The 15,873-nt window shown below is 71.9% G+C and carries 16 protein-coding genes; 6 read left to right on the top strand and 10 right to left on the bottom strand.

Features of this window, described 5'->3' with window-relative positions:
• Positions 1 to 4: 4 nt before the first annotated feature.
• The gene (locus tag CRYAR_RS04215; RefSeq protein ID WP_035848597.1) at positions 5 to 427 is read right to left on the bottom strand and encodes a helix-turn-helix transcriptional regulator; all 423 of its coding nucleotides are present in this window, start codon (positions 425 to 427) and stop codon (positions 5 to 7) included.
• Between the two features lie 47 nt (positions 428 to 474).
• On the opposite strand from CRYAR_RS04215, the gene CRYAR_RS04210 reads away from it, so the two are divergent.
• Positions 475 to 1,167: an SDR family NAD(P)-dependent oxidoreductase gene (locus tag CRYAR_RS04210; RefSeq protein ID WP_035848596.1), complete on the top strand. Its 693-nt coding sequence runs from the start codon at positions 475 to 477 to the stop codon at positions 1,165 to 1,167.
• Positions 1,168 to 1,229: 62 nt separating this feature from the next.
• Here the strand turns inward: CRYAR_RS04210 and CRYAR_RS04205 are convergent, their stop codons facing one another.
• Both CRYAR_RS04205 and CRYAR_RS04200 read right to left on the bottom strand, forming a co-directional pair.
• Positions 1,230 to 1,988: an ABC transporter permease gene (locus CRYAR_RS04205; protein ID WP_035848595.1), complete on the bottom strand. Its 759-nt coding sequence runs from the start codon at positions 1,986 to 1,988 to the stop codon at positions 1,230 to 1,232.
• Positions 1,985 to 2,938, bottom strand: a complete 954-nt coding sequence (locus tag CRYAR_RS04200; RefSeq protein WP_035848594.1) for an ATP-binding cassette domain-containing protein — start codon at positions 2,936 to 2,938, stop codon at positions 1,985 to 1,987. Before CRYAR_RS04200 ends, CRYAR_RS04205 begins: the two co-directional genes overlap by 4 nt.
• 62 nt (positions 2,939 to 3,000) lie before the next feature.
• Between CRYAR_RS04200 and CRYAR_RS04195 the strand changes: the two genes are divergently transcribed.
• Positions 3,001 to 3,978 (top strand): helix-turn-helix transcriptional regulator, encoded by a 978-nt coding sequence (locus tag CRYAR_RS04195; protein ID WP_035848592.1) that lies wholly within the window; start codon positions 3,001 to 3,003, stop codon positions 3,976 to 3,978.
• On the opposite strand, the gene CRYAR_RS04190 is transcribed toward CRYAR_RS04195, so the two are convergent.
• Both CRYAR_RS04190 and CRYAR_RS04185 read right to left on the bottom strand, forming a co-directional pair.
• Entirely contained in the window at positions 3,949 to 4,620 is a 672-nt protein-coding gene (locus CRYAR_RS04190) for a response regulator (protein WP_035848591.1), read from the bottom strand. The two genes, CRYAR_RS04195 and CRYAR_RS04190, sit on opposite strands and share 30 nt — an antisense overlap.
• Entirely contained in the window at positions 4,608 to 5,783 is a 1,176-nt protein-coding gene (locus CRYAR_RS04185) for a sensor histidine kinase (protein ID WP_084700047.1), read from the bottom strand. Before CRYAR_RS04185 ends, CRYAR_RS04190 begins: the two co-directional genes overlap by 13 nt.
• A gap of 133 nt (positions 5,784 to 5,916) precedes the next feature.
• Here CRYAR_RS04185 and CRYAR_RS42650 point away from each other — a divergent pair, with 133 nt between their 5' ends.
• Positions 5,917 to 6,312 (top strand): DUF6069 family protein, encoded by a 396-nt coding sequence (locus CRYAR_RS42650; RefSeq protein WP_051569717.1) that lies wholly within the window; start codon positions 5,917 to 5,919, stop codon positions 6,310 to 6,312.
• Here the strand turns inward: CRYAR_RS42650 and CRYAR_RS04175 are convergent.
• The 4 genes from CRYAR_RS04175 to CRYAR_RS04160 all read right to left on the bottom strand — a co-directional run bounded on the left by CRYAR_RS04175 (position 6,270) and on the right by CRYAR_RS04160 (position 9,953).
• Entirely contained in the window at positions 6,270 to 6,998 is a 729-nt protein-coding gene (locus CRYAR_RS04175; RefSeq protein WP_035860521.1) for an FAD:protein FMN transferase, read from the bottom strand. The genes CRYAR_RS42650 and CRYAR_RS04175 overlap by 43 nt on opposite strands.
• A gap of 80 nt (positions 6,999 to 7,078) precedes the next feature.
• The gene (locus CRYAR_RS04170) at positions 7,079 to 7,522 is read right to left on the bottom strand and encodes an FMN-binding protein (protein WP_035848590.1); all 444 of its coding nucleotides are present in this window, start codon (positions 7,520 to 7,522) and stop codon (positions 7,079 to 7,081) included.
• Positions 7,523 to 7,533: 11 nt separating this feature from the next.
• Entirely contained in the window at positions 7,534 to 8,919 is a 1,386-nt protein-coding gene (locus CRYAR_RS04165) for a ferredoxin reductase family protein (RefSeq protein ID WP_035848589.1), read from the bottom strand.
• Positions 8,920 to 8,972: 53 nt separating this feature from the next.
• The gene (locus CRYAR_RS04160) at positions 8,973 to 9,953 is read right to left on the bottom strand and encodes a LacI family DNA-binding transcriptional regulator (RefSeq protein WP_245620665.1); all 981 of its coding nucleotides are present in this window, start codon (positions 9,951 to 9,953) and stop codon (positions 8,973 to 8,975) included.
• Positions 9,954 to 10,110: 157 nt separating this feature from the next.
• Between CRYAR_RS04160 and CRYAR_RS04155 the strand changes: the two genes are divergently transcribed.
• From CRYAR_RS04155 to CRYAR_RS04145, 3 genes are read left to right on the top strand one after another with little or no spacing between them, the layout of a single operon-like run.
• Positions 10,111 to 10,869, top strand: a complete 759-nt coding sequence (locus CRYAR_RS04155) for an ATP-binding cassette domain-containing protein (protein WP_035848586.1) — start codon at positions 10,111 to 10,113, stop codon at positions 10,867 to 10,869.
• Positions 10,866 to 11,939 carry an ABC transporter permease gene (locus CRYAR_RS04150; RefSeq protein WP_035848584.1) on the top strand — a complete coding sequence of 358 codons (1,074 nt, stop codon included), beginning with the start codon at positions 10,866 to 10,868 and terminating at the stop codon, positions 11,937 to 11,939. The genes CRYAR_RS04155 and CRYAR_RS04150 overlap by 4 nt, the downstream gene beginning before the upstream one ends.
• Positions 11,936 to 12,955 carry an ABC transporter substrate-binding protein gene (locus CRYAR_RS04145; protein WP_035848581.1) on the top strand — a complete coding sequence of 340 codons (1,020 nt, stop codon included), beginning with the start codon at positions 11,936 to 11,938 and terminating at the stop codon, positions 12,953 to 12,955. Before CRYAR_RS04150 ends, CRYAR_RS04145 begins: the two co-directional genes overlap by 4 nt.
• A gap of 1 nt (position 12,956) precedes the next feature.
• Here CRYAR_RS04145 and CRYAR_RS04140 read toward each other — a convergent pair whose 3' ends face one another.
• Positions 12,957 to 15,833 carry an AfsR/SARP family transcriptional regulator gene (locus CRYAR_RS04140; RefSeq protein WP_035848580.1) on the bottom strand — a complete coding sequence of 959 codons (2,877 nt, stop codon included), beginning with the start codon at positions 15,831 to 15,833 and terminating at the stop codon, positions 12,957 to 12,959.
• Between the last annotated feature and the right edge of the window lie 40 nt (positions 15,834 to 15,873).

Genomic DNA, 15,873 nt, shown 5'->3' with positions numbered 1-15,873 from the left:
GAGGTCAGCCCGGGGAAGCTTCTCGATTCCTGACCGGTCGGACGACCTGTTTGGCGACGCAGCGCGGAACGCCCTCGGCGTGCGCACCCTTCTGGCGACGGTACGCGGACGGGGACATGCCCACGAGCTCCGAGAACCGGGTGCTGAACGTGCCCAGGGAGGAACAGCCGACCGCGAAACAGACCTCGGTGACCGACATGTCGCCGCGTTGCAGCAGCGACATCGCCCGCTCGATGCGCCGCGTCATCAGGTAGCTGTAGGGCGATTCGCCGTACGCGGCCCGGAAGGCCCGGCTCAGGTGACCGGCCGAGAGGTGGACGCCCCGGGCCAGCGCCTCGACGTCGAGCGGTTCGGCGTACTCCCGGTCGATCCGGTCGCGGACACGGCGCAGCAGCGCGAGCTCACGCAGACGGGGGTCGACGGCCACGGATCACAGAGTGCCTCGTGAACCCTCAGGTTGGCTAGCGTGGAGGCATGGACATCGCGGGGAAGGTCGTACTCGTCACCGGGGCGTCGGCGGGGATCGGAGCGGCGACCGCCCGGCTCGCCGCGAAGCTGGACGCCCGGCTGGTGCTGGCCGCGCGCCGCGGTGACCGGATCGACGCGCTCGCCGACGAACTGCCGGACGCGATCGCCATCCCCACCGATCTCACCGATTCGGGGCAGATCCCGACCGCGGTCCAGGTGGCGCTCGACGCGTACGGCCGCGTCGACGTGCTCGTCAACAACGCCGGCCAGGGCCTGCACGTGCCGCTCGAGCAGGTCGACGCGGACGACTTCCGGGCCGTGCTGGAGCTGAACGTCGTGGCGCCGCTGATCGCGATGCAGGCGGTGATCCCGACGATGCGCAGGCAGGGCGGTGGCGCGATCGTGAACGTCAGCTCGGGGACGTCCCGCCTGGTGCTGCCCGGCCTGGGCGCGTACGCGGCGACCAAGTCGGCGCTCAACATGCTCTCGGCGGTGGCGCGGAAGGAACTCGCGGCCGACGGCATCGTGGTCTCGACCGTCTACCCGTTGATCACCGCGACCGAGTTCCACGACGTGCTGCGCGCGGGTTCGCTCAGCGACCGGCCGGGTATGCCGCCGCCGCAGTCGCCGGAGCGGGTGGCCGACGCGATCCTCGACCTGATCCGCACCGGCGACGAGGAAGTCGTCCTCACGTACTGACCCACCCGGGAAGAGGGCCGAGGCCGAGGCGGCGGGCGGGTGCCCGCCGCCGGTCCCAGCGGTCAGGCGGCGCCCCGTCGCATGGCGCGGATACCCACCCAGAGTCCGCCGACCCCCACCAGCACGGCGGCCAGCAGCCCGGCGCCGACGGTGGTCGACAACACCTCGCCGTCGAACAGGACCCGCTCGGCGTCGACCAGGTAGGTGAGCGGGTTGACGTGGGACAGCGCCTTGAGCCAGCCCGGGCCGTCGTCGAGCGGGAGCAGGATCCCGGCGATCAGCAGCAGCGGGAAGAGCAGGGTCTGCTGCACGGTCCAGAAGATCCACTCCTGGCCCTCGCTGGCCAGCGCCAGCGCGTACGACAGCGCCCCGAGACCGACGCAGAACACCGACAGGATCACCAGGCCGACGAGCACACCCACCGGGTGCAGCCGGAAGCCGAACGGGATCGTGGCCAGGATCAGCACGACGGTCTGCGCGAGCATCGGGACGATCTCCTTGAGCGCCCGCCCGATCAGCAGCGCGGGCCGGCTCAGCGGCGAGACCAGCATCCGCTCGTGCGAGCCGGTCTGCATCTCCAGCTGCAGGTTCGAGCCGGTGACCGACGTCCCGAACAGGCACGACATCACCACGATGCCGGGCACGAACCACTGCAGCGAGCTCCCGGATCCCGGGGACACGTCGTCGGGCAGCAGCGGCGCGAACAGCGCCAGGAAGAACACCGGCTGCACCATCGTGAAGATCAGCGAGAACGGGCTCCGTAGCACCGGCCGCAGCTCGCGGCTGAAAACGACGGTGGTGTCCCGAACGAGCGTGGTCATGCTGCTGCCCCTTCCCGGAGGCTCCGGCCGGTCAGTACGAGGAAGACGTCGTCGAGCGTCGGGCGGGTGACCTCGACCGCGGCCACCGCGATCCCGGCCTCCTCCAGGCTGCGCAGCAGCTTCGGAACGAGCTGGGTGCCCTCGGGCACCGCGATCGTGACCGTCGGGCCCGCGACGTCGATCCGTCCGTCGAGGACCAGCGCGCGGTTCGCCGCCCGGGTGGCGTCGGCGGCGGACGAGAACGTGAGCACGATCCGGTCGCCGACGTGCTCGGACTTCAACCGGGCCGGGCTGTCGTCGGCGATCAGCTTCCCGTGGTCGATCACCACGATCCGCTCGGCCAGCTGGTCGGCCTCGTCCAGGTAGTGGGTGGTCAGCACCATCGTCGTGCCGTGTTCGTCGTGCAACCGCTGGATGTGTTCCTGCAGGTTGACCCGGTTCTGCGGATCCAGACCGGTGGACGGCTCGTCGAGGAAGAGCAGCGGCGGCGTGTGGATCAGCCCCATCGCGATGTCCAGCCGGCGGCGCTGACCCCCGGAGAGCGAGGACACGATCCGGTCGGCGACCGGGGCGAGGCCGAGCGACTCGACCAGCTCGTCGGCCCGGCGGCGCGCCGCTGCCCGGTCGAGGCCGTAGGCACGGCCCTGGCTGATCAGCTCGTCCCGGCCGCGCTGGCTGTGGCCGGCCCCGTTGCCCTGGCCGATGTAACCGATCCGCTCGCGCACCTCGCGCGGGTTCCGGCCGACGTCGAACCCGGCCACCTCCGCGGTGCCGGACGTCGGCGTGAGGAGCGTCGTCAGCATCCGGAGCGTCGTGGATTTGCCGGCGCCGTTGGGACCGAGGAACGCGACGAGCTCACCCGGCCGCACTTCGAGATCCAAGCCGCTCACTGCTTCGACCGTCTTCTTCTTCACGGTGAAGTGCCTGGTCAGTTGGGAGGTCTTGATCATGAGACCAACGGTAGAAGTCATTCCGGCCACTTCCTGACCGCAATGTCGACCATCCTGGAGCCATGGCGAACACGAGCGAGCGGACGCTGCGGTTGCTCTCCCTGCTGCAGACCCACCGGTACTGGCCCGGCGGCGATCTGGCCGATCGACTCGGCGTCAGCGAGCGCACGCTGCGCCGGGACGTCGATCGGCTGCGTGAGCTCGGCTATCCGGTCGACGCGTCGCGCGGGGTCGCGGGGGGATACCAGCTGCGCTCCGGCACCGCGATGCCGCCGCTGCTGCTCGACGACGAGGAGGCGGTGGCGATCGCGGTCGGGCTGCGTACCGCGGCCGGCGGCGCGGTCGAGGGCATCGAGGAGACCTCGGTGCGCGCGCTGACCAAGGTGATCCAGGTGATGCCGCCGCGGCTGCGCCGCCGGGTCGAGGCGCTGCGTGCGTACACCGTCCCCGGCGTCTTTTCCGGCGGGCCCACGGTCGACGCCGGTGCGCTGGCCGTGATCGCGAGCGCGTGCCGGGACGACGAGCGCCTGCGCTTCTCCTACACCGCCCGGGGCGCCGAGCGGACGTCCCGGCTGGTGGAGCCGCATCGGCTGGTCTCGATGGGGCGGCGCTGGTACCTGGTCGCCTGGGACGTCGAACGCGGCGACTGGCGGACGTTCCGCGTCGACCGGCTGAGCTCGCCGCAGCCCACCGGCGCCCGGTTCCGCCAGCGCGAACTCCCCGCCGAGGACGCCGCCGCGTTCGTGCGGCAGCGCCAGGCCGAGCGTCCGCACCGCTACACGATCGAGGTGCTCGTGCACGCGCCCGAGGCGGCGATCCGCAGCGCGTTCGGCCGCGAGGCCGACGTGTCGGTGGTGGATGCCGGGAGCTGCCGGGTCGTGATCCGGAGCGACTACCTGGAGTGGCCGGTGGCCTCGCTCGGCTGGCTCGGCGCCGACTTCGAGGTCGTCGGTCCGCCGGAGTTCATCGATGCGCTCCGGGCCACCGGTGAGCGCTACGCGCGCGCGGCGTCAGGCCCAGCCGGCGTCGTGGGCCAGTAGGGCCACCTGGGTGCGGTTGTCGAGTTCGAGCTTCACGAGCACGCGGGTGAGGTGCGACTTCACCGTGGCCACGCTGACGAAGAGCTCGGCGGCGATCTGGGCGTTCGTCCGGCCCGAGGCCACCGCCTGCACGATGTCGCGCTCACGTGGGCTCAGCGCGTCCAGCGCGGCGCGGGCCCGCTCGAACGCACCGGCCTCGACCGCGACCCGGTCGATGAGCCGCCGCGTGACCTGCGGCGACAGGATGGGGTCACCGGACGCGACCCGGAGCACCGCGTCCACGAGCTGGTCGGGCGGTGTGTCCTTGAGCAGGAACCCGCTGGCCCCGGCACGCAGCGCCTGCAGCACGTGCTCGTCGGTGTCGAACGTCGTCAGCACGATCACCTCCGGCGGCTCGGGGCGACGGCGCAGCCGCCGGGTGGCGGTGACCCCGTCGAGCTTCGGCATCCGGATGTCCATCAGCACCACGTCGGGCGCGTGCGCGCTCACCGCCTGCGGCACGTCCACCCCGTCGGCGACCGCTCCCACCACCGCGATCGTGGGTTCACGCCCGGCGCCGTCGAGCATCATCGTCAGCCCGGCCCGCACCATCGCGTCGTCGTCGACGATGAGGACCCGCACCGGAGGCGTCACGCGGGCCAGGGTATCCGCACCCGCAGGTGGAACTCGCCGTCCGGACCGATCCCGTGGTCCAGCTCGCCCCGGGCCAGCTGGACCCGCTCGGTCAGGCCGAGCAGCCCCAGGCCGGCGCCGGGCAGCGGCTCCGCAGTCGTCGCCACCGGCACCGGGTTGCGCAGCTCGATCCGCAGGCCGTCACCGGGAGCGCCGGTCAGCACGATCGTCACCGGCGCACCGGGGGCGTGTTTGCGGGCGTTCGTCAGTCCTTCCTGGACGATCCGGTAGACGGTGCGCCCGGTCGCGGCCGGCACGTCGGCGTCGACCTCGGCCAGGTCGTTCTCGAACGCCACCGTCGTCCCGGCGTCCCGGGACTCGCCGACCAGCCGGTCGAGGTCGGCCAGGCTCGGCTGCGGACGGAGCTCGTCGTCCGATTCGTCCTCACGCAGCACCGTGATCACCCCGCGCAGCTCCTCCAGGGCCTCGCGGACACCGGAGCGGATCACCCCGGCCGCGGCCGAGAGCTTCTCCGGCGCCGAATCCGGCCGGTACTCCAGCGCGCCCGCGTAGGTCGCCAGCAGCGTCAGCCGGTGCGCCAGCACGTCGTGCATCTCGCGGGCGATGCGGGTGCGCTCGGCCAGCCGGGCCTCGGCGACCCGCCGGTCCCGGTCGGCCTCGGCCCGGCGGGCCCGCTCCTGGAGGGAGATCAGCAGCTCACGCCGGACCCGCATGACGGTTCCCCAGCCGATCAACGCGGCCCACGCGACCGTGATCAGCACCAGCCACCAGCCGTAGCCCAGGCTCGCGGTCGGACGCCACGCGGCCTGCACGGCCTGAGCGGCGACGCTGCCGACCCCGACCAGGGCGGCCAACCGGAACGGCCGCGACTGGGCGACGAGCATCGACGCGGCCGACGCGCTCGGCGTCGCGGCCGGGGAGACGAGCGTCAGCACGGCCAGGGCGATCGCCGCCGGCACCGGCCAGCGGAGCATGACCGGCACCATCGCGACGCTGACCGCGGCGACGACGAGGTCGAGCACGAGCAGCCGGTGCGCGGCCTCCGGGAGGCCGAGGAGCGTCGCACCGATGATCACGGTCAGCCCCACCGCGATCGGGAGCTCGACGCGGAGGCCGGGGCTGTGTCCGCGGCCCCACGGGGAGCGGGGATCGGCGCACTCGGTGGTCGTCATGTCGTCAGGCTAGGTCCGGCTCCTCGCGGCCGATACCGACCTTTGTCGCAACCGCTCTCGCCTTTGTGACGAAGCGGTGGAGCGGGGTCGAACCCCAGGCTCGTGGCATCGTCCGAGCCGGTAGGAGGCAGAAATGTCGAAGAAGACCATCCAGCGCGGTGCCGCGGTCGGAGCCGCCGCGGTGTGTGCCCTGGTGCTCTGGGCGGGAACCGGGGGGCACCCGGTGGCCGACGGCCGGACCGTCGGAGCCGGGGCCGTGCTGGCCACGAGCGTCGTCGCCGGGCTGGCCGGCTGGGCGCTGCTGGCGGTCCTGGAGCGGTTCACCCGCCACGCCTACGCGATCTGGGCCACCGTGGCCACGCTCGTCTACGGCTTCTCGCTGATCCCGTCCGCGGGAGCCGCCGACGGTGCCGCGAACGTCGGCACCCTGCTCGGCCTGCACACGATCGTCTACGTCGTGCTGATGGTCGCGTTCGGCAAGTCGGCTCAGTCCGTCAGGGCGCCCCAGGCGGTGAAACCGGTGGTGTGACGGGTACGGCCGTTCGGCAGGACGGCCAGCGCCTCCAGCCCGGGCAGGCCCTCGATCCAGGCCAGCCCGCGCTCGGGGCCCATCGCGAACGCGGCCGTGGCGCAGGCGTCCACCCAGGCCAGCCGCGGTCCGACGACGGTGAAGGAGGCCAGCTCGTCGGCGGGGGCACCGCGGTGCGGATCGACGATGTGCCGACCCCGCTCGGCGGTGCCGGACGTGGCCACCGCGACGTCGCTCGCGCTCACCACCGCGACCAGCCGGCGCGGGCGCAGCGGGTGGGCCACCCCCACCCGCCAGGGGCGCCCGGCGCCGGCCTCGCCGACCAGCTGGACGTCACCCCCGCCGTTGACGACGTGGCTGGTGGAGCCGGCGGCGACGAGCATGTCGCTGGCCCGCTCCACCGCCCAGCCCTTGACGATGCCGGTCGGGTCGAGGAACCCGTGCGGCGCCTCGCTGAAGTACCCGTCGCTGGCGATCGACGCCACCCGCACCAACCCGAGCACCTCGCGCACCTCAGCCGGGCACTCGTCGACGGTCAGCTCCCCGCGGCTCAACCGGGAGACGACGCTGTCCGGCTGGTAGGTCGAGAACGTGCGGTCCACCCAGTGCAGCCAGCGGATCGCCGCGTCCACCGCGTCCGGGTCGACCCCGACACCTCGGGCGTCGAGCGAGAAGACCGTTCCCATGCACTCCTCGACCCGCCGGACCGGCGTGGCCCGCAGCGCGGCGGTGAGCGACGGGCTCGCGTACGCCGTCGCGGTCAGGCTCACAGCCCCGCCTGGTCGAGTGCGCTCTGCAGGGACTCCTTGTAGCTCTTCGTCGTGTAGGTCGCGCCGGTGACCGTGTCGACGTCGGCGCCCTGCGCTTCGAGCGTCGCCTTCTGCAGTTTCGGCAAGGCGTCCCCGGTGACCTGCTTGGACCGGGCGTCCTTGGTGGTGAGCCCGGCGATCTCGACCTTGGTGATCCGCTGCCCCGAGACCGTGACCTTGACCTGGAACGACTCGTACTGGTTCGTCGCCTTGTTGCCGGTGGCGGTCTTCGCCTCGCCCGCCGGTGCCCCGGCGTCGGCGGCGGGCTGCTCGACCTCCGCCGCGGGCGGCTGCTCGGCGGCCTGCGCCGGCGTCTCGGCCGGCGCCAGGTTCGCCTTGAGGCCGATCAGGCCGCCCAGACCGGCCACGGTTCCGAGGAGGGCGTACAGAAACTTACGCACGGAACAAGCTCCTAGAACTCGAACGACTCGTGGTGGATGCGCCGGCGCGCGACACCGGCGTCGCGCAGCGACTCACGGGTCGCGGCGGTCAGCGACTCCGGCCCGCAGAGGTAGACGTCGTGGTGGCGCAGATTCGGCACCAGGTACTCCAGCTGCTCGGCCGAGAGCGGATCGCCGCCGAGCTGCTCGCGGGTGCCGACCAGGTAGTGCACGCGGGCGCCGCGGTCGAACGCGATCTCCTCGATCTCGGCCCGCAGCACCAGGTCGGACATGTGCCGGGCCCGGTAGATCAGCGTGATGTCGCCGGGCCGGCCGGGCAGCGTCTCCAGCAGCGCACGCAGCGGCGTGATGCCGACGCCCGCGCCGATCATCAGCACCTTCCGGCGCCGCCGCACACCACCGGTGAACGCGCCGTAGGGGCCGCTGGCCATCACCTTCGTGCCCGGCTGGAGCTGCGCGAGCGACGCGCTGTGGTTGCCGGCCTCCTTGACCGTGATCCGCAGCCGTCCGCCGGAGACCGGCGCCGACAGCGAGTACGGGTTCGACGCCCACCAGCTCGACGGGGTGAGGAACCGCCACCGGAAGAACTGCCCGGGCTCGGCCTTGAGTTCGTCGAGGTACCGGCCGCTCAGGTACACCGAGACGACGTCGGGGCCTTCCATCCGGACGCCCTCGACCCGCAGCCGGTGACGCATCGCCGAGCGGAGCGGCGTCAGCACCCGGTACCAGAGCAGCAGCAGGCTGACCACGCCGTACAGCGCCGACCAGGCGTACTGGGCGGGCTTGTTGCCGGCGAAGTCGGCGCCGGTGGAGAACTGGTGCAGGAACGACAGCGCGATCGCCAGGTAGGTGCCGAGGTGGATCAGGTGCCAGGCCTCGTAGCTCATCCGCTTGCGGGCGGCCCGGGCCGAGAGCGCACCGATGACGACGAACATCACCGCGCCGATCGTCGCGTAGAGGACGTCGGGGTAGTCCTTGATCAGCGACAGGCCCTGGCCGACCACCGAGGTGCGGGCCGTCACCGCGTAGCCCCAGGTGATCAGGAGACCGTGGGCGACGAGCATGCTGACCGTGTAGCGCCCGCCCATCGCGTGCCACCGGGTCAGGCGGTCGGTGCCGATGCCGCGCTCCAGCGCCGGCACCCGGGCCATCAGCCCGAGCAGGATGATCGCGCCGTAGCCGGCGAGCAGGCCGGTGATACGGCCCGCGTTCGTGAGCCAGTCACCCAGCCCGGAGATCGTGGTGGTGTTCGTCCACCACAGCCACAGCGCGCCGACGGCACCGACGCCGATACCCACCAGGACCGGGATCGGGCCGACCCGCACGGCCGGGGCCCGACCGGCCGGCGCCCTGACCCCGTGCGCCGGCACGTACTGATTGTTCAGCGTGGCGGTCATGTTGGCCTCCTGTGCCGTCTGTAGAGAAGGCACGCGGGAGGCCGGTCAGAAGTTCAGGTGTTCCCGCAGGATTCTCGTTCCACGAGACGCACCGGGAGTACCGTGAGCCGCCGCAACCGGCGGTCGGGCTGATCGATGCGGTCGAAGAGCCGGGTGGCCGCGAACCGCCCGAGCGCCTCGGGATCCTGGTCGACGACGGTCAGCGCCGGGCGCAGCGAACTCGCCAGCGGGAAGTCGCCGAAGCTGACCAGCGCGACGTCGGTGCGGTCGAGCCGTTGCAGCGCGGGCACGATCGCGATGGAGCAATTCGGGTTCGACGAGAAGATCGCGGTCGGCGGGTCGTCGGCGTCGAGCAGCCCGGCGGCCTCGTCACCGGCCGCGTTCCCGCCCGCACCGGCGAACCGGATGAGCGATTCGTCGGTGTCCAGACCGGCGTCGGCCAGTGCGGCCCGGTACCCCTCGAGGCGGCGACGGGTCGTCGCGATCTGCACTTCGTCGCCGATGTAGGCGATCCGGCGGTGGCCGTGCCCGATCAGGTGCGCGGTGGCCGTCCGCGCGCCGCCGACGTCGTCCTCCACCACGGTGTCGGCGGTCAGCTTGCGGGGCGGCCGGTCGATGAAGACCAGCGACGTCCTGCTCTTCCAGGGCTCCAGATAGGACTGGTCGGCGCTCACCGGCGTCGAGATGAGCCCGGCGATCTGGCGGCCGAGCAGTGCCTCCACCGCGGCGCGCTCCAGCGAGCCGTCGGTGCCGAGGCTGGTGACGAACGTCGCGACGCCCCGGCCGCGCGCGACCTGCTCGACGGTGTGGGTGACCGCGGCGAAGAACGGGTCGGAGATGTCGGGCACGGCGACGCCGATCGCCGGGTCGCGCCCGAAGCGGAACGTGCGCGCCAGCAGGTTCGGGGTGTACCGCAGGTCCTCGATCGCCTGCTCGACCCGCCGCCGGACGTCCTCGGAGACGTATCTGTCGTTGTTGACCACCCGCGAAACCGTTTTCGCGCTCACCCCCGCGCGCTCCGCGACCTGCCGCATGGTGGCCAAGGCGTCACCTCCGGACCGGCATGTTACCCAGTCGGCACCCGGTTCTGACACCGGTGACATCCGTTGCGTATTCGTTACCTGTCACCGGTGACAGTGACGCGGGACACGCCTAATGTGCGTTACCACCGGATGAACGGGGTGATCCGTTTTGACGACGCCGCTCCTCGAAGCACGGGGACTCAATCGCAGTTTCGGGCACGTACGAGCACTCCGCGACGTCGACTTCGAGGTGTACCCGGGCGAGGTCACCGCGTTGATCGGCGACAACGGGGCCGGTAAATCGACGTTGGTGAAGGCACTCTCCGGCAACCTCGAGCTCGACTCGGGCGAGTTGCTGTTCGAGGGGGCGCCGGTGCGGATCACGACACCGCAGCAGGCGTCCGCGCTGGGCATGGAGGTCGTCTACCAGGACCTGGCGCTCGCGCCGCACCTGAGCCCGGTGCAGAACATGTTCCTGGGGCGCGAGATCCCGCGGCGCGGCCTGCTCGGGAAGCTGGGGTTCCTCGACGAGAAGGCGATGCGCACCAAGGCTGCGGCCGGGTTCGCCGAGCTCGGGGGCACGGTCCGGGCGCTGGGTGCGCCGGTCGGCTCGATGTCGGGTGGGCAGCGGCAGCAGATCGCGATCGTCCGGGCGATCACCTGGGCGGCTCGGCTGGTGTTCCTCGACGAGCCGACCGCCGCGTTAGGCGTCGTGCAGACCCGCAACGTGCTCGACACGATCAAGCGGGTGCGCGACAAGGGCGTGGCGGTCGTGTTGATCTCGCACTCGATGCCCGAGGTGCTCGAGGTGGCCGACCGCGTCCAGGTGTTGCGCCTGGGCACCCGCGTCACCACGTTCGACGCCGCCGGAACGACCGTCGACCAACTCGTCGGCGCCATGACCGGGTCACTGGAGGTGGGCCGATGACCACCACCGAGACCCTGCCGGAAGACGTCGTCGAGGAAGCGCACCCGTCGCTGATGCAGCGGCTGGGCGCGCTCCAGTCGGTGTGGATCCTCGGCGTGCTGGTGCTGATCGTGCTGTTCTTCTCGATCGTCGCCGGCGACCGCTTCCTCTCCACCAGCAACTTCTCGCTGATCTCGCAGAACGTCGCGGTCTGGGCGGTCATCGCCGTCGGCATGACGTTCGTGATCGTCACGTCCGGTATCGACCTCTCGGTCGGCTCGGTGCTCGTCTTCTCGTCGGTGATCAGCGCCAAGACGATGGAGGCCGTCGGCGGCGAGGGCTGGGGCGTCGCCGGGCTCGGTGTCCTCGCCGCGCTCGTCTCCGGCCTGGCCTGGGGAATGCTCAACGGCTTCCTGGTCGCGAAAGCCAAGATCCCGCCGCTGATCGTCACGCTCGGATCGTTGTCGGTGGCGCTCGGGCTGGCCCAGGTCATCACCGACGGCATCGACATCAGGGCCGTCCCGGAGGTGATGACCGACTACAACACCTACATCAAGATCCTCGGCATCCCCGCGTTGCCGTTCACCGCGTTCGTGGTCGTCGTCATCGGTGGCGTGATCCTGCACCGGACCAGGTTCGGCCGGTACACCTACGCGGTCGGCTCGAACGAACTCGCCGCCCGGCGCGTCGGCGTCCGGGTCGACCGGCACCTGATCAAGGTCTACGGCCTGGCCGGGCTGCTGTCCGGTTTCGCGGCCGTGCTCGCGCTGGCCCAGTTCGGGACGACGACGATCGCCGGCCAGTCGCTCACCAACCTCAACGTGATCGCCGCCGTGGTCATCGGCGGTACCTCGATCTTCGGCGGCGAAGGCTCGATCTTCGGCACCGTGGTCGGCTTGTTCATCCCGGCGGTGCTGCAGGCCGGGTTCGTCATCGTCGGGGTCCAGCCGTTCTGGCAGGGCGTCGCCGTCGGCACGGTCCTGGTCGCCGCCGTCTACTTCGACCAGAGTCGCCGGAAGGCCGCCGCTCGCGGCGCCGGCGCCCAGCGCTTCTCTCTCCGGTCAAAGCTGATTGGAAAGGCGTCCTCATGAAACGAATGCCCCTCGCCGTACTGTGTGCCGCCACGCTCGCGCTGGCCGCGTGCTCGTCGTCGAAACCCGACGAGGAGAAGGGGTCGGCGGCCGACAACGGGCCCGCCGCCTCGTCACAGGCTTCCGTCGACAAGGCCAGCAAGAACTACAACATCCAGTTCGTCCAGGGCGTTCAGGGCGACGAGTTCTACATCACGATGCAGTGCGGGATCGAGGCCGAGGCGAAGAAGCTCGGCGTCACGGTCAAGACGCAGGGCCCGACGAAGTTCGACCCGACGCTGCAGAAGCCGATCGTCGACTCGGTGGTCACCTCGAAGCCGGACGCGCTGCTGGTCGCGCCGACCGACGTCACCGCGATGCAGGGGCCGCTGAACCAGGCCAAGGCCGCCGGGGTCAAGGTGGTGCTCGTCGACACCACCGTCGACGACCCGTCGGTGGCGGTGTCGGCGATCGCGTCGGACAACATCGGTGGTGGCAAGGCCGCGTTCGAGGCGATCCAGAAGCTCGCGCCGCAGGGCGGCAAGGTGCTGGCGATGGGCGTCACGCCCGGCATCTCGACGACCGACCAGCGGGCCAAGGGCTTCGAGGACGCGGTCAAGGCCGACTCGAAGTTCACGTACGTCGGTATCCAGTACTCGAACAACGACCCGGCCACCGCGTCGAACCTGATCAGCGCCGCGCTGCAGAAGGACCCGGACATCGTCGGGGTGTTCGCGCTGAACCTGTTCTCGGCCGAGGGCACCGCCACCGGCATCAAGCAGTCCGGTAAAGCGGGCAAGATCCAGGTGATCGGGTTCGACGCCGGACCGAACCAGGTCGCGGCGCTGCGGGCCGGCACGGTGCAGGCGTTGATCGCGCAGCAGCCCGCCGAGATCGGCAAGTTCGGCGTCGACGCGGCGGTGGCCTCGCTGGACGGCGGCAGCGTGACGCCGAAGGTGCAGACCGGGTTCACGATCCTGACCAAGGACAACATCGACGGCGAGGGCGCCAACGCCGTCTACAAGTCCAAGTGCTGAGTTAGGTCCCGAGGTTCTCCAGCCGTTTGCGGACGTCGTCGGCGGCTGGGGAACCCAGGTCCGTGTAGAGCGCCAGCGCTTGTTCGAGGTGCTCCCGGGCCCGGTCGGTGGCCTGGGCCAGGCCCAGGTGGGCCCGGGCCTGTTCGGCCCGTTCGCCGATCGTCGTGGCCAGCGCGAGCGCCTCGGCGAACCGGTCGGCCGCCGACGCCGAGCCGCGGCCGAGCTCGGCCTCCGCGAGGCCGTTGAGCGCACACGTCTCGCCGTACCGCTCGCCGATCGACGCGAACAACCGCACCGCCTGACGCAGGTAGCCGGCGGCCTCCTCCGGCCGTCCGAGGCTCAGGTGCACCTCGCCGAGGTTCGTGAGCGCGGTCGCCTCTCCCCCGTCGTGCCCGAGCCCACGGAACTGCTCGAGCGCGTCGGCCAGCAGGTCGATCGCCTCCTCGTTCCGGCCGAACCGCATCAGGATGTCGCCGAGGTTGGTCTCGGTGTTCGCCTGCCCCACCCGGTCGCCGATCTTCCGGAACAGCGCGAGCGCGGCCGTGTGGTGCTCCTCGGCCTCGACGTAACGGCTGGTCTGCTGGCAGATCACCCCGAGGTTGCCCACCGTCCGCGCCTCCCCCACCGCGTCGCCGAGCTCGCGGAACACGACGAGCGCCCGCTCCAGGTGATCCGTCCCGTCCGGGTACCGGCCCATCTGCCAGTAGACGACGCCGAGGTGCGAGAGCGCCGCGGCGACCCCGGCCCGGTCGCCGGCCCGCGACGCCGCGTCGAGCGCGCAGCTGTGCACGGTGAGCGCGTCCGCGGAGTACCCGCCGTTGTCGAGGTAGACGTAGAGCGTCGAGGCCAGTGCGCCGGTGACGTCGGACCGGCCGTGGGCCGCGGTGTGCTGCGCGACCTCGATCAACACCGCCCGGTGCCGGTCGAGCCACACCCGGGCGTCCTCCGCCGACGGCAGCACCGGCAGCGGCGTGCGGATCGCCGGTGGGACGGGGCGCCGGTGCCGTTCGGCCGGGTAGAGGACGTCCATCGCGGCGGCCGAGGCCGCGAGGTAGTAGTCGAACAGCCTCGTCCCGGCTTCGGTGTCGTCACCCGGATCGGACTCCGACCGGGCGTAGGCCCGCAGCAGGTCGTGGAGGTCGTACGCCCCGGCCGCCACCGGCCGGACCAGGTGCGCGCGGGCCAGCGCGTCGAGCGCCCCGACCGCGTCGCTCACGTCGACGTCCGCGAGCGCGGCGGCCGCGTAGGCGTCGAACTCCGCGCCCGGGTGCGCGCCCAGCAGCCGGAACATGCGCGCGACGCGGTCGGGGAGGCGCCGGTAGGACCACGAGAACACGGCACGCACGTCGGCCCGCGGATCGCCGCCGACGTCGAGCAGCTCCAGCCGGGCGCGGTGATCGGCCAGCTCCGTGACGAGGTCGGCCAGCGGGCTCTGCGGGCGGGCGTTGGCCAGCTCGGCCGCGATCCGGAGCGCGAGCGGCAACCGGCCGCACTGCTCGCCCAGCTCGCCGGCGGCGTCCGGATCGTCGTCGACCCGGCGCCCGACCAACGACCGCAGCAACGCGATCGCCTCGGCCGGTTCCAGCAGGTCGAGGAACATCCGGTGCGCGCCGTCGACCGCGACCAGGCCACTGAGAACGTCGCGGCTGGTCACGAGCGTCGCGCAGGTCGGTGACCCGGGTAAGAGCGGACGGACCTGCTCGACCGAGGACGCGTTGTCGAGCACCAGCAGCAGCCGCCGCCCGGACAGCTCGGTGCGGTAGCGCGCGGCCCGTTCGTCGATGTCGAGCGGGACGTCACGCGCGGCGACGCCGAGCGCGGTGAGGAAACCGGCGAGCGCGGCCGCGGGCGGAACCGGGGGCTCGGTGCCGTAACCGCGCAGGTCGACGTAGAGCTGCCCGTCCGGGAAACGGTCACGGACCTGGTGCGACCAGCGGACGGCCAGCGCGGTCTTGCCGACCCCGGCGGTACCGTCCACCGCGGACACGACGACCGCGCCGGCCGGGCGGGGACCGGTGAGGCGCTCGGTCAGCTCGGTCAGCGCGGGTTCGCGCCCGGTGAACGCGGGGACGTCGGCCGGCAACTGCGCCGGCACGGGCCCGCTCTCCCCCGCGGTCACCGTCGGCGTGGAGGCCGGCTGCTCGGTTCGCTCGTCGGCGTGCAGGGCGGCCTCGTACATCGCGCGCAGCTCGGGACCGGGCTCCACGCCGAGCGCGTCGACGATGCGGGCACGGGCCCTGGCGTAGGTGTCGAGCGCTTCGGCGGCGCGACCGGCCCGGTGCAGCGCCCGCACCAGTTCGACGAGCAGAGGCTCGGCCAGCGGCTCGGCCGTCACCAACTCCCGCAGCGTGTCGACGACGGCGGCGGGTCGCCCGAGATCGCTCAGCGTGCGGGCCCAGAGCGCGACCGCGCTGCGGCGCTGCTGCTCCAGGTTCTCCCGGACGCCGGCCGCCCAACTGCCGGGCACGTCGGCCAGCGGGGCCGCTTGCCACAGGTCGAGTGCCGCACGCAGCAGCGTGGCCCGACGCTCGTCGGGACAGTCCTCCGCCCGCGCCTCGGCGACCAGACGCCGGAACAGGTGCGCGTCGACCTGGTCGGGGTCGACGTGCAGCGCGTACCCACCCGAGCGCCGCTCGACGACGACGTTCGACCCGACGAGCGCGCTGCGGATCCGCGCGATGTGGGCGTAGAGGACGTCACGCGCCTTCGCCGGCGGCTCGTCGTCCCAGACGCGGTCGACGAGCGTTTCGACCCGAACCGGCCGGCCGACGTCGACGAGCAGCGCCGCGAGAACGGTTCGGCGCTTGACCGGCCCCAGGTTCACGACCCGATCCCCGACCGTCATCTCCAGCGGTCCGAGCAGCCGGAACTGGGGCATTCGTCCCCTCCCCCGTAGTTGTTGACTCCCCAGTAAACAG

Source organism: Cryptosporangium arvum DSM 44712 (assembly GCF_000585375.1).
Taxonomy (GTDB): Bacteria; Actinomycetota; Actinomycetes; order Mycobacteriales; family Cryptosporangiaceae; genus Cryptosporangium; species Cryptosporangium arvum.
The sequence above is the reverse complement of the archived record's forward strand: the minus strand, read 5'-3'. Positions and strand labels throughout refer to the sequence as shown.

Excerpts from the sequence above, each read along its gene's own strand:
- CRYAR_RS04205 (WP_035848595.1), bottom strand. The coding sequence starts at position 1,988 with ATGACCACGCTCGTTCGGGACACCACCGTCGTTTTCAGCCGCGAGCTG.
- CRYAR_RS04145 (WP_035848581.1), top strand. The coding sequence starts at position 11,936 with ATGAAACGAATGCCCCTCGCCGTACTGTGTGCCGCCACGCTCGCGCTG.
- CRYAR_RS42650 (WP_051569717.1), top strand. The coding sequence starts at position 5,917 with ATGTCGAAGAAGACCATCCAGCGCGGTGCCGCGGTCGGAGCCGCCGCG.
- CRYAR_RS04200 (WP_035848594.1), bottom strand. The coding sequence starts at position 2,938 with ATGATCAAGACCTCCCAACTGACCAGGCACTTCACCGTGAAGAAGAAG.
- CRYAR_RS04150 (WP_035848584.1), top strand. The coding sequence starts at position 10,866 with ATGACCACCACCGAGACCCTGCCGGAAGACGTCGTCGAGGAAGCGCAC.
- CRYAR_RS04160 (WP_245620665.1), bottom strand. The coding sequence starts at position 9,953 with ATGCGGCAGGTCGCGGAGCGCGCGGGGGTGAGCGCGAAAACGGTTTCG.
- CRYAR_RS04185 (WP_084700047.1), bottom strand. The coding sequence starts at position 5,783 with ATGACGACCACCGAGTGCGCCGATCCCCGCTCCCCGTGGGGCCGCGGA.
- CRYAR_RS04140 (WP_035848580.1), bottom strand. The coding sequence starts at position 15,833 with ATGCCCCAGTTCCGGCTGCTCGGACCGCTGGAGATGACGGTCGGGGAT.
- CRYAR_RS04195 (WP_035848592.1), top strand. The coding sequence starts at position 3,001 with ATGGCGAACACGAGCGAGCGGACGCTGCGGTTGCTCTCCCTGCTGCAG.
- CRYAR_RS04175 (WP_035860521.1), bottom strand. The coding sequence starts at position 6,998 with ATGGGAACGGTCTTCTCGCTCGACGCCCGAGGTGTCGGGGTCGACCCG.
- CRYAR_RS04165 (WP_035848589.1), bottom strand. The coding sequence starts at position 8,919 with ATGACCGCCACGCTGAACAATCAGTACGTGCCGGCGCACGGGGTCAGG.
- CRYAR_RS04210 (WP_035848596.1), top strand. The coding sequence starts at position 475 with ATGGACATCGCGGGGAAGGTCGTACTCGTCACCGGGGCGTCGGCGGGG.